Source organism: Pectobacterium fontis, from assembly GCF_000803215.1.
Taxonomy (GTDB): domain Bacteria; phylum Pseudomonadota; class Gammaproteobacteria; order Enterobacterales; family Enterobacteriaceae; genus Pectobacterium; species Pectobacterium fontis.
The window spans coordinates 1-12843 of the sequence record NZ_JSXC01000012.1; the positions used below are offsets into that span (position 1 = coordinate 1).

A 12843-nucleotide genomic window follows, 5' to 3' on the forward strand; every position below is an offset into this window, starting at 1 on the left:
TAAATGCAAAATAATTATCGAGTGGGGTTTTTTTCAGCAAAGCGAATTAAAAGACATCGTTATGCCGGATTTTTCGCCGTTAAATGGGCGAAAAACTCACCGGACCGACTGACGCACCATTAATTCCGGTGTCAGTACTAAGACATTTAGCTCGGTATTAGGGTGTTCCAGACGATATAAGAGGGTATCAACCGCTAATTCGCCGAGTTCATCCTTCGGTTGATGCACGGTAGTCAGCGGAGGAGACATATAGCGAGCCAGTTCAATATCATCGTAACCGATGACTGCCATGTCTTGCGGGATCGAAAGCCCCGCCTGATAAAGCGCGTGGTAAACACCAACCGCCATCGCATCATTACTGGTGAACACGGCTTCAGGCTTGTCTTCCAGCGCTAATAATTGCTGCATAGCGCGATAGCCTGCTTCAAATTCAAAATCACCGAAAATTTCATAATCAGCGGGAACAGATAGCCCGGCGAGCGCCATCGCCTGACGATAGCCTTCTAGTCGGTTATAGGCTGTCGTTTTATCTTTCGGGCCTGCAATGCAGGCTATCTTTTTATAACCGCGTGAGATGAGGTAATTGGTTGCAATCTCTCCACCTAGCAGAGAGTTATCTTTAATGACGTCGATAACACCTTCGAAAGGCGCCCAATCCATCATAACCATAGGAACTGAAGGATAGCGGCTCATCATTTCAGGCAAAGGGCGATGACTTTCCGTACACATCAGCAGTACGCCATCGACCCGCTTTTGCAGCAGCGTTTCAAAGCTATGGCTCATTCTGTCGCGATCGCCTTCAGTGTTGCACAAAATCAGGCTATATCCCCGCTCATAGCAGCAGCGTTCCACACCGCGTACGACTTCAGCATAAAACGGGTTATTACTGGCGGTTAGCAGCATACCGATAGTGCGAGTCTGATTAATTTTCAGACTTCTGGCCAGCGCAGATGGCGCGTAGTTGAGATCCTCAACGGCCTTCATCACTTTTTCGCGAATGGTATCGCTGACAAAGCGGTTGTTATTAATGACGTGAGATACGGTAGAAGTAGAAACGCCCGCCAGCCGGGCGACATCTTTCATGGTGGCCAAAGATCACCCCTGAGTTTGCAAAAAAGCGTCTATCTCTTCACGCCACGGAACAGAAGGCTGAGCGCCACGGCGAGTCACGGCTATCGCCGCTGCCGCATGGGCAAATTTTACGGCGGAGGACATCGGCTGGTTTTCCAGCAAGGCGGTAACCAACGCGCCATTAAAGGTATCTCCGGCAGCAATGGTATCTACGGCTTTTACGCGATAGCCCGGAATACGTTGTCCCTGACCGTTTTCACTCAGCCATACGCCACGGCTACCCAATGTGATCAGAACCGTTTCGATACCTTTATCATGCAGCACCTGTGCCGCACGAGCCGCATCCTCTTCTGTCTCAACGGTGATTCCCGTCAGGAACTGCGCTTCAGTTTCATTCGGCGTGATCATATCAACCAGCGATAGCAGTTCATCAGGCAGTTCACGGGCGGGGGCAGGGTTAAGGATCACTTTTGTTTGATGTTCATGCGCCAGTTTGGCGGCCGCGATAACGGTCTCCAACGGCGACTCAAGCTGCATAAGTAGTGCAGAAGCATCAACTATATGTTGCTGATGGCGATGAAGATAATCCGGCGTCACGGCCGCATTCGCGCCAGCGTTAATCGCAATCATGTTCTCGGCTTCAGCGTTAACAAAAATTAGCGCCACGCCGGTTGTCTCCCCGGAGATAGCCTCAACGGCGGAAACATCAATATTGTCTTTGGATAGCTGCTGGCAAATACGGATGCCAATGTCGTCGTTTCCGACACAGGCAATAAAGGCGATATCCGCACCGCTTCGACCAGCGGCAACGGCCTGATTGGCACCTTTCCCACCGAAAGCGACACTATATTGCTCACCGATCACTGTTTCGCCTGGGCGGGGAAATTGCTCAAGATTGAGAATATGGTCAGCATTAATACTGCCCAGCACCACCAGCTTACCCGTTTTCATTATGTCGAATCCCGCTACGTTAATAATGCGCCACCGCAAACGGGTGGCGCGAGCCTTGCTTTAATTATTTTGCTACCAGCTTCAGGTCAACTGGAATGATGGCCTGTGTTTTTTCACCTTTCAGCACTTTCGCCGCGGTTTCGATACCGATTACACCGATCTGCTCTGGACGCTGAGCCACCGTTGCCGCCAGCTTGCCTGATTCAACGGCCTTCACGCCATCCTGTGTACCGTCAAAGCCCACAACCAGTACATCAGTCTTACCCGCCGTTTGCAGTGCACGCAGCGCGCCCAACGCCATTTCATCGTTCTGAGCAAACACCGCCTGAACATCTGGGTGTGCGGTCAGCAGGTTCTGCATTACGTTCAGTCCTTTCGTGCGATCGAAATCAGCAGGCTGACTGGCTAACATAGCGAATTTATTTTTCTCTGCCGACTTCATGAAGCCCGCCCCACGCTCGCGCGCGGCGGAGGTTCCGGCGATCCCTTCCAGTTGAATCACTTTGGCGCCTTCACCCAACTTTTTAGCAATGAAGTCACCAGCCACTTTACCGCCAAAGGCGTTATCAGAAGCAACGTGGCTCACCACCTCACCGCTGCTGGCAACGCGGTCCAGCGTAATCACCGGGATTTTGGCCTGGTTGGCCATTTTAATTGCATTACCTACCGCATCAGAATCAGTCGGGTTAATCAGCAGAACTTTGGTGCCACGTACGGTCAGATCCTGAACGTTAGCCAGTTCTTTCGCAGGGTTATTCTGGGAATCCAGCACGATCAATTCGTAACCCAGTTTATCGGCTTCTTTCTGCGCGCCCTCTTTCATGGAAACAAAGAACGGGTTATTCAGCGTAGACACCACCAGAGCAACCGTATCTTTGGCCAAGGCGTTAGCACTGACAGTCGCGCTTAGCGCAACAGCGGAAACCAGAGTAGCCAGCTTTTTCATATTCATAACGCAATTCCTGTGTGAATGAAGGTTATTTACTGCTTTTGTTATCTACCAGAACCGCCAGCAAGATGACAACTGCTTTAACGATCATTTGGTAGTAAGAAGAAACACCTAATAAATTCAGTCCGTTGTTGAGGAAGCCAAGGATAAGCGCGCCGATCAACGTACCAACGATGCGCCCTTTTCCTCCCGCCAGACTGGTGCCGCCCAATACCACAGCCGCGATAGCATCCAGCTCATACCCTGTACCCGCCGTAGGCTGTGCAGAGGACAAACGTGCGACTTCGATGATTCCCGCCAGAGCAGACAGCAGCCCACACAGGGAATAGACAATAATCTTGATTTTATCAACGCTGATGCCAGATAAACGCGTGGCAGATTCATTGCCGCCCAACGCATAGATATAGCGCCCCAGACGCGTGTGATGCAGCATGTACCAGGCGGCAGCGAACACGATAGCCATGATCCAGATTGGCGTCGGAATCCCTAATGGACGACCAATGCCGAACCAGCCAAACGCATCTGCTACATCGGAAAAACCGGTATTCACCGGGCTGCCGTTGGTGTAGACCATCGTCACGCCGCGTAACAACAGCATCATCACTAGCGTAGCGATAAATGCCTGCACTTTGCCTTTGGAAACAATCACCCCCGTGCCCGCACCAATCAGCGCACCCAGCGCCAATGCGCCAAATACCGCTACCAACGCATTGACTTCAAGCCCGACGATGGAAGCGGCGACGGCACCCGTCAGCGCCAGCAGCGAACCTACAGACAAATCAATGCCCGAGGTCAGAATCACCAGCGTCATGCCAACGGCCATGATGGCATTCACCGACGTCTGCTGAAGGATATTGAACAGGTTGTTCAGGGTGAAAAAGTTAGGGCTCATGGCGGAAACAATCGCAATAAGGATCAGGAGCGCGATCAGCGATTTCTGCTCCAGTAACCACTCTTTGCTGAACCAGCGTTTTGCCGTGATAGATTGAGAACTCATGTCTGACTTACTCCTGCTTTGCGCCGTATTGCTTACCAACGGCCGCAGCCATCAGTACTTCCTGGGTTGCTTGTTCAATCGGGAAATCACCGCTCAAGCGCCCTTCATGCATCACAATGATGCGATCGCTCATTCCCAAGACTTCGGGCATTTCGGATGACACCAAGATGATACTCAGCCCTTCTTCTTTGAATTGATTGATTAACTGATAAATTTCTTTCTTTGCCCCGACATCGACGCCACGCGTCGGTTCATCGAGGATCAACACATTGGGGCGCGTCATCAGGCCACGGGCAATCGCCACTTTCTGCTGATTACCACCGGAAAGCAGGCCGATAGGCTGCTCCATTGACGGCGTTTTGACATTAAACAGGCGGATAAAATCGGCAACCGTCAGTTGCTCTTCGGCGTGTTTGAGACGCCCGCCCGCATAGCTGAAATAGCGCAGAGCGGTTAACGACATGTTTTCTTTTACCGACATGCCCAGAACCAAACCATCACGCTTGCGGTCTTCCGAGATGTAGACGATACCATTCGCCAATCCATCCTGCGGTTTACGGGTCACTACATCGCGGCCATCCAGCGTCACATTGCCGCCAGTACGCGGCAGTGCGCCGTAAAGGATCTTCATCAGCTCGGTGCGCCCCGCGCCCATTAGCCCCGCAACGCCCAGAATTTCGCCTTTCCGCACCGTAAAGCTGACATTATCGACGCCCGGCCCAGACAGGTTCTGCACCTTAAGGCGAACCTCTCCCGGCGCTTTATTCAGACGCGGATATTGATCTTCCAGCTTGCGACCGACCATCATTTCAATCAGCGTATCTTCCTGTAAGTCGCTGACCGGACGCTCGCCGATAAACTGACCATCGCGGAAAACGGTAATGTCATCGCAGATTTCAAAAATTTCTTTCAGACGGTGGGAAATATAGACAATGCCGCATCCCTGAGATTGCAACTCGTTGATCACGCTGAATAGCGAGGCGGTTTCGGTGTCCGTCAGCGCATCGGTGGGTTCATCCATAATGATGACTTTCGATTCAAAGCTCAGCACTTTGGCAATTTCTACCATCTGCTGATCGCCAATCGATAAGTCCCCGACCATACGGCGGCTGTTATAGCGCAAGTTAAGGCGCTTCAGCAGCTTGTCGGCTTCCGCATACATCTTGTTCCAGTCAATCCGACCGAAACGGTTGGTAAATTCACGGCCGAGGAAGATATTTTCGGCAATGGTGAGTTGAGGAATCAGGTTAAGTTCCTGATGAATAATACCGATACCTGCTTCCTGGGACGCTTTCGGCCCGTTGAAATCCACCTCCTGCCCCAGAAAATGGATGCTGCCCGCATCTTTACGGTAGATCCCGGTCAGGACTTTCATCATGGTGGACTTGCCCGCACCATTCTCGCCCACCAGCGCCATCACTTTTCCCGGATAGACGTTAAGCGCAGCACCGGACAGTGCTTTAACGCCGGGAAAAGATTTCGTGATGCCTTGCAGTTGCAGTAAAGGTTGCATGGATGCCTCAGAACGTTACGCCAGCACACAGGATGACATTGGCATACGGAGAACACTCTCCGCTACGAATGATGGCCCGGCTTTTGCCGCTTTGGGTTTTAAATTCTTCATGGCTGACATAGTGCAATGCGATTGCGTTTCCCTGATGTTGTTCAAGTTGCTTTAATTGCTCGAGTAACGCGTCATGGACGGCGGGGTTCTTTTCAAGAATCTCTTCCGCCAGAATAGCGGCCTCGACCTGCATTTCACTGGTGACTACGCTCACTACCTGCAAAAAGGTCGGCACGTTATGCGTTAACGCCAGATCGATACGCGTTGTCGTGTCAGGAATCGGTAAACCCGCATCACCAATAACCAGGCTATCCGTATGCCCCAGTCGAGCAATCACGGAAGAAATATCGGAATTCAACAATGCTGCTTTTTTCATCTCATCACCCCACCAGCGAAACGTTTCGCTGGTGATATTTTAGAAAAAGAACAAAGAAAGGCAATGAAGAGATAAAAAAAATGTGATCGCTATCGAAACGTTTCGCTAACAAAAAAATAAAGATAACGAAAGATCGTTACAGAAGAGTGATAAATAGAGAAATGGCGGGCAATGCCCGCCATTAGGGAATGACTTTTAGAGTTTACGAATTTGTTTTACATCCAGCTCAGTCGAATAAAAGTCTTTATCCAGTTCCCCCTGAATTTCCACTTTATCGGTGGGTGAAACCCTCTGACCATTCCAACGTTTATGGTCAATTTCAACTTCTATCGTACCGGTTGAATCACGGAACTGATAATTCTCATCCCCAATCCGCTTTTCAATATTCCCTTGCAGCGTAACCCAGCTATCGTCACGCAGGTCTTTCGCTTTCGCGATTGTGGTCAGCGCGTTTTGCGAATCAGTAAATCCGCCGTTGTGTGTGCCAACCGCGGGGGTTTCCGGGTTGACGAAACCACCGCCGCTTTGTGCGGCAAATACCGGAGCGGAAACCAGAGCGGTAATGGCGAGTAATGCAGCGACTTTTTTCATCTTTACCTTCCTTATGTTGCCTGTCGTTTCACAGTCAATTGTTTCGCAGTCAACCTGCGGGAGTAATCGGTCTTCGGGAAGGATTAAAACAAACCGTTCTTAACAGAATCTTAAGGACTCAGTTTCTGCATTTTTCTTTTTTTATCTTGCCGATATCGCCCGATTTCAGCGATTTGTGCTGTACACGTCGCCCTCCTATTTCGTATAAAACCGGAAAAGGCGCAAACACGACAGCGGTCAATATCCGGCGAGGCAGCCATGAGAATATTGTTAATCGAAGACGATCGCCTGATTGGCGACGGCCTGAAAGCAGGCTTAATCAAACTGGGTTTTAATATTGACTGGTTTACGGAAGGGAAGACAGGCGCAGCGGCCTTGAAGGCGGCACCGTATGATGCAGTCGTGCTCGATCTCAGCCTGCCGGGTCTGGACGGAATGGATATTCTGCGCCAGTGGCGTCAGGCAGGGCACGACGAACCGGTACTAATTCTGACCGCCCGTGATGCGCTGGAACAGCGTATAGAAGGGTTGCAGCAAGGGGCCGATGACTATTTATGTAAGCCTTTTGCGCTGACAGAAGTTGCCGCTCGTCTTCAGGCGCTGATTCGCCGCCGTCACGGCCAACTTCAACCGACATTAACACACGGTGCGATTTCCCTTGAGCCAGGCTCACGCAGCGTCACGCTTAACAACGAACCACTAATACTCAAATCGCGCGAACTGGCGTTACTGGAACTGTTTTTGCTCAACCCGAACCGCGTGCTCACGCGCGCACAGTTGGAGGAAAAGCTCTATGGGTGGGACGATGATGTCTCCAGTAATGCGGTAGAAGTGCATATCCACCACCTGCGCAAAAAGCTGGGGGGTGGATTTATCCGTACCGTGCATGGCGTTGGCTACATTCTGGGAGATGCGCCATGAACCGACTCAGCCTGCGCTTACGCCTGATTGCAGGTTTTACGCTGCTGACGCTGATTTGCTGGGGCGTGGCCAGCCTGCTTTCGTGGTATCAAACGCGCCAAAACATCAATGAGCTATTTGATACCCAGCAAATGCTGTTTGCCAAACGTCTTGCCACCATGAATCCCGATGAATTGCGCATCCAGTCGACTTCTCTGCCTAAAACCAAAAATCTGGTACACCAGGATCGAGGCAAACAGGAAGAGGATGCACTGGCCTTCGCCATTTTTACCCGCGACGGAAACATGGTGTTGAACGACGGCGAGAACGGCAAAGATTTCATCTTTGACTACCCGCGCAACGGCTTCACCGACGGCAAACTGCGTAATGACAACGATGCCTGGCGCATCGTCTGGTTGACGACAGCGGATAATCGCTACGCGATTGCAGTCGGTCAGGAGTGGGAATATCGTCAGGATATGACGCTGGATATTGTAAAAACCAACCTGATGCCCTGGCTGTTCGCACTGCCAATCATGCTGGCGCTGCTGTTCTGGCTGGTAACGCGTGAACTCTCGCCGCTAAAGCGTATAACCGCCGAGCTACAGCAGCGTTCCCCCGATGAAAGCACACCGCTGGCAACGCAACACATCCCGCAAGAGGTTCGTCCGTTGGTCAACGCGCTGAACCATCTGTTTTCCCGTATCAGCGACATGCTGATACGGGAGCGTCGTTTTACCTCCGATGCGGCTCACGAATTGCGCAGCCCGCTGGCGGCCTTGAAAGTTCAAACTGAAGTCGCACAGCTCGCACATGACGATGAAGCGATGCGTCACCATGCCTTGATCAATCTGGACAAAGGTATCGATCGGGCCACGCGGCTGGTGGATCAGCTTCTAACGCTGTCGCGGCTGGATGCCGAAACCTCCCCTGAAGGGATGCAGCCCGTTCAGTTTAATGACTTATTGCAACAGGCGGTGATTGCGCATTACCACACCGCACACACCGCAGGCATCGAACTGACGCTGGATTTACCGGATAAACCGGTTATCCGGCAAGGGCATCCTTTGCTGCTGACGCTGCTGGTGCGTAATCTGCTAGATAACGCCATTCGCTACAGCCATGAAGGCGGAACGGTTAGTCTGGCGTTGACAGAACAGGGCTTTCAGGTGGCCGATAGCGGGCCGGGCATCAGCGAGGACGCACTGACCAGGATCGGCGAACGCTTTTATCGCCCGCCGGGGCAGGAAAAATCCGGCAGCGGTCTGGGGATTTCCATCGTGAACAATATCGCCAGACTGCACCATATGCGGGTTGCGTTCACCAATCAACCCGAAGGCGGGCTGATTGTGTCGGTGAACTGGTAGCGGTCATTCTCTCTATCGTTAACACGCTGAGCAATAGGGTTTCCCCAACAGGCAGCAACTCGCTGCTTGTTATTAGGGAAACACGGGGATGAGGTTCCCGCAGGGACACCTCGCCCCGTGGTCGACCGTATATCTCGATCTTATCCCAACATAACACCCTACTCGTGTGATCACTTAAATCTCGACCTGAATCCCCAGTTCAATCAGCCGGTTCGGCGGGATTTCAAATTGATCAGCCGCGCGTAGCGCGTTGCGGCTGAGCATCATGAATAGCTTACCGCGCAAGCGCAGATACCACGGTCGCTCACCGATAATCAGTGACTCATTGGACATAAAGAAAGAGGTTTCCATCATCTGACAGGTTAACCCGTCCTGCCAACAACGCTGAAAGACTTCTTCCACATCCGGCGTCTCACGCCAGCCATAGTTGGCAATCACGCGCCAGAACGTCGGCGAAAGCTGTTCAACCGTGACGCGCCGTGCGTTCAGCACATAGGGTGCATCCTCCGTTCGCATGGTTAACAGCACCACACGCTCATGCAGGATCTTGTTGTGTTTGAGGTTGTGAAGCAGCGCAAACGGGATCACGCGCGTGGCTCGCGAGAAATACACAGCGGTCCCCGGCACACGCGTCGGCGGCGATTTCTCCAGCGAGGCAATCATGGCATCCAGTGAATTACCGTGCTCATGCAACCGGCGCAGCAGCCTGAAGCGCTCGCTTTTCCAGGTCGTCATAATGATAAACATCACCATACCCAGCGCCAGCGGCAACCAGCCGCCGGACAGGATTTTTACCACGTTCGCCAAAAACATTGGCAGGTCGATAACCAGCAACCCGGCCAGCAACGCCCATGCCAGATAGCGATTCCAGAGCCAATTTTTCACTGCAACCGTACAGAACAGAATGCTGGTAATGACCATCGTGCCCGTCACCGCAATACCATAAGCCGCGGCCAGATTGCTCGAATGCTCAAAGCTGACAATCACAATCACGACGGCGATATACAGCATCCAGTTAATCGCGGGAATATAAATCTGACCGGACTCCATATCCGACGTGTGTACGATGCGCATCGGCGGCAAATAGCCCAGCCGCACCGCCTGACGGGTCAGGGAAAACACACCGGAAATCACCGCCTGTGAGGCAATGATGGTCGCCAGCGTCGCCAATATCAGCAGTGGAATCAGTGCCCAATCTGGCGCCAGCAGGAAGAACGGGTTCTTGATTGCTTCCGGGTTCTTCAATAGCAGCGCGCCCTGACCGAAATAATTTAATACCAGCGACGGCACCACCACCGTAAACCAGGCCAGACGAATCGGGAATTTACCGAAGTGCCCCATATCGGCATACAACGCCTCAACCCCGGTAATCGCCAGCACCACGGCCCCCAGCGCAAAAAACGACACCGCTTTATATTCGATAAAGAAGCGCACGGCGTACATCGGATTCAACGCCTGCAAGACTTCCGGGTTAGCAATAATGCTGCGTGCGCCCAGTACACCAAGCGTCAAAAACCAAATCAGCATCACGGGAGCAAAGAGTTTGCCAACGCTGCCCGTACCGTGCTTTTGAATGATAAACAGTAAGGTCAGCACGACAATCGCTAATGGGACAATATAATTGTCCATCGACGGCGCGGCGATTTCCAACCCTTCCATCGCCGACATCACCGAGATAGCTGGCGTGATGACCACTTCCCCATAGAAGAAGCTGCCGCCAATCAACCCCATGATAACCAGCACGGAGGTTGTGCGATCGGAGGTGTTGCGCCCAGCGAGCGACATCAATGTGAGAATGCCACCTTCACCAGCATTGTCGGCACGCATCACATAGGTCAGGTATTTCAGCGAAACCACTAGCACCAGTAGCCAAAAAATGAGTGATAGAAAGCCAAAGACCGAACCAGGCTCGACCCCAAAACCAAACTGCCCTGATAAACATTCCCTTAACGTATAAAGAGGGCTGGTTCCTATATCTCCATAAACCACCCCGATGGCCGCCAGCGTGACAGCCGGAAGCGAACGTTTATGTTCTGAGCTCATAAACCTATCTTCTGTTATTAATCAATCCGCGAAGCGCGTCATTCACAGCAACTTGTCCAAAAGCGCACAGTATGCACAAATCAGGGTAAAAACCCATTTTTATTGTGCGGTCACCTTCTACCCCTAAATAATTCGGGTTGCAGGAAGGCGGCAAGCGAGGGACAAATTCGTCGGGAACGAATTTGATCAGCCAGCGGCTGGCCTTCGGTGAGAGACAGGATGTCTCTCATTTCATCCCGATGAGCTTACTCAAGTAAGTGATTCGGGTGAGTGAACGCAGCCAACACACCTGCAGCTTGAAGTATGACGGGTGTATACGAAACATCCTGTAAAAGGTGGTTTATTGCTTACTCACCCCGTTAAGGTGAATAATCCATAAAAGTATTCTAATAAAAATCTGTGATCTGCCGTTTATTATTACGTTTGCCTTGCTGAAAGTCGTTTTTCTGGTGTGTCGCTTTCAGTGGAATAACGGGGTGCAGAAATAAACGATTTCAGTACATCACATCATGGGACTAACGGATCAATTATGCGTCAAACTGCGGCATTAGCTGAAAGAATTTCTCGTCTCAGCAATGCGCTAGAACACGGGCTATACGAAAGACAGCACGCCATTCGTCTCTGTCTGCTGGCGGCACTAAGCGGGGAAAGTGTTTTTCTGCTGGGGCCACCGGGTATCGCCAAAAGTATGATCGCCCGGCGTCTTAAATTCGCGTTTCGCCATGCGAACGCGTTTGAGTACCTGATGACCCGCTTTTCCACTCCAGAAGAAGTATTCGGTCCCCTTTCCATTCAGGCATTGAAAGATGAAGGCCGCTATCAACGTTTGACCACCGGTTATCTGCCCGAAGCCGAAATTGTCTTTCTGGATGAAATCTGGAAAGCAGGCCCGGCCATTTTGAACACGCTACTGACAGCCATTAACGAGCGACGTTTTCGTAATGGCAACAGTGAAGACACGATCCCGATGCGCCTGCTGGTTGCGGCGTCGAATGAACTGCCGGAGGCCGATGGTGGTCTGGAAGCGCTCTACGACCGTATGCTCATCCGTTTGTGGCTCGACCGCGTGCAGGAAAAACAGAATTTCCGCGCGCTGCTGGTGAATAACAGCAGCGAGCGCGATAACCCCGTACCACCGGCTCTCAGCGTCAGCGATGAAGAGTATCAACAGTGGCAGAAGGATATTGAGCATGTGGCGCTGCCGGAAGCAGGCTTCGAGCTGATTTACACGCTGCGCCAGCAGTTAGATACGTTGGAACAGGCTCCTTACATTTCCGATCGTCGCTGGAAAAAAGCCCTGCGTCTGCTTCAGGCCAGCGCGTTTTTCTGCGGTCGGGATGCCATTACGCCGGTTGATATTATTCTACTGAAAGACTGTCTCTGGCACGACCAAAGCACGCTGACGCTCATCGAACGCCAGCTTGAATTACTGATTACCGAGCACGCCTATCAGCAAAAAAGCCTGCTATTCCGGCTACAACAGGCGAATATCAAACGTCAGCAATACCAGCGTGAACAAAGTGAATTACAGGCATTTTCAGTGGAGAAGCAAGGCCACTTTCTGGGTAGGAAATTCCATTACACCTTGCCTGACACGATCGCCGCGGAAACACTGGATCTGGTGCTGCAACGCCCGCTGATCTTGCACGATATTGAAGTCAATCACCTGATTATTGAGAAAAATGCACTAGAAAACTGGCTGCAAAAAGGGGGAGAAATTCGGGGTAAACTCAACGGCATTGGTTTTACCCAACGTCTCGATCTGGTGGTGGACGAGCGCCAACACCTGACGGTTCGTGATATCAGCCTGCAAGCCGTTATTCTTTCGCTACCGGAAAAACGCGACTGCGCGCTTCCGGCCGACATTACTGATGAATATGAAAAGCTGAATCTGCAACTCCGCGAACAGCGTCGTTTATTCAGTCAGCATCAGCCATGTCTGTTCGTCCCCAGTGAGTGGCTGGCCAAAATAGAAGCCAGCCTGCAACACGTCGCCGAGCAAATCCAGCAGTCAGAGCAACAGGACTAACGCCG

11 protein-coding genes are annotated in these 12843 nt (G+C 51.8%); 3 read left to right on the forward strand and 8 right to left on the reverse strand.

Features of this window, described 5'->3' with window-relative positions; translation table 11 throughout:
- Positions 1-96: 96 nt before the first annotated feature.
- The 7 genes from rbsR to OI69_RS03680 all read right to left on the reverse strand — a co-directional run bounded on the left by rbsR (position 97) and on the right by OI69_RS03680 (position 6499).
- Positions 97-1092, reverse strand: a complete 996-nt coding sequence (gene rbsR, locus OI69_RS03650; protein WP_039346291.1) for a ribose operon transcriptional repressor RbsR — start codon at positions 1090-1092, stop codon at positions 97-99.
- 3 nt (positions 1093-1095) lie between these two features.
- Positions 1096-2022, reverse strand: coding sequence for a ribokinase (gene rbsK, locus OI69_RS03655; protein ID WP_039346293.1), 927 nt, complete (start codon positions 2020-2022; stop codon positions 1096-1098).
- A 64-nt stretch (positions 2023-2086) separates the two neighbouring features.
- Entirely contained in the window at positions 2087-2974 is an 888-nt protein-coding gene (gene rbsB, locus OI69_RS03660) for a ribose ABC transporter substrate-binding protein RbsB (RefSeq protein WP_039346295.1), read from the reverse strand.
- Positions 2975-2999: 25 nt separating this feature from the next.
- Positions 3000-3968, reverse strand: coding sequence for a ribose ABC transporter permease (rbsC, locus tag OI69_RS03665; protein ID WP_039346297.1), 969 nt, complete (start codon positions 3966-3968; stop codon positions 3000-3002).
- Between the two features lie 7 nt (positions 3969-3975).
- Positions 3976-5481, reverse strand: a complete 1506-nt coding sequence (gene rbsA / locus OI69_RS03670) for a ribose ABC transporter ATP-binding protein RbsA (RefSeq protein ID WP_039346299.1) — start codon at positions 5479-5481, stop codon at positions 3976-3978.
- Between the two features lie 7 nt (positions 5482-5488).
- On the reverse strand, positions 5489-5908 hold the full coding sequence (rbsD, locus tag OI69_RS03675; RefSeq protein ID WP_039346301.1) for a D-ribose pyranase: 420 nt from the start codon (positions 5906-5908) through the stop codon (positions 5489-5491).
- 195 nt (positions 5909-6103) lie between these two features.
- Complete coding sequence (locus OI69_RS03680) at positions 6104-6499, reverse strand: YgiW/YdeI family stress tolerance OB fold protein (protein WP_039346304.1); 396 nt, start codon at positions 6497-6499, stop codon at positions 6104-6106.
- Positions 6500-6757: 258 nt separating this feature from the next.
- On the opposite strand from OI69_RS03680, the gene qseB reads away from it, so the two are divergent.
- A complete protein-coding gene (gene qseB / locus OI69_RS03685) occupies positions 6758-7420 on the forward strand; it encodes a quorum sensing response regulator transcription factor QseB (RefSeq protein WP_039346307.1) in 663 nt (220 codons plus the stop codon).
- A complete protein-coding gene (gene qseC, locus OI69_RS03690; RefSeq protein WP_039346310.1) occupies positions 7417-8766 on the forward strand; it encodes a quorum sensing histidine kinase QseC in 1350 nt (449 codons plus the stop codon). Before qseB ends, qseC begins: the two co-directional genes overlap by 4 nt.
- Positions 8767-8940: 174 nt before the next feature.
- Here the strand turns inward: qseC and kup are convergent, their stop codons facing one another.
- Positions 8941-10809: a low affinity potassium transporter Kup gene (gene kup / locus OI69_RS03695; protein WP_039346312.1), complete on the reverse strand. Its 1869-nt coding sequence runs from the start codon at positions 10807-10809 to the stop codon at positions 8941-8943.
- A gap of 529 nt (positions 10810-11338) precedes the next feature.
- On the opposite strand from kup, the gene ravA reads away from it, so the two are divergent.
- Positions 11339-12838: an ATPase RavA gene (gene ravA, locus OI69_RS03700; RefSeq protein WP_039346315.1), complete on the forward strand. Its 1500-nt coding sequence runs from the start codon at positions 11339-11341 to the stop codon at positions 12836-12838.
- Positions 12839-12843 lie beyond the last annotated feature (5 nt).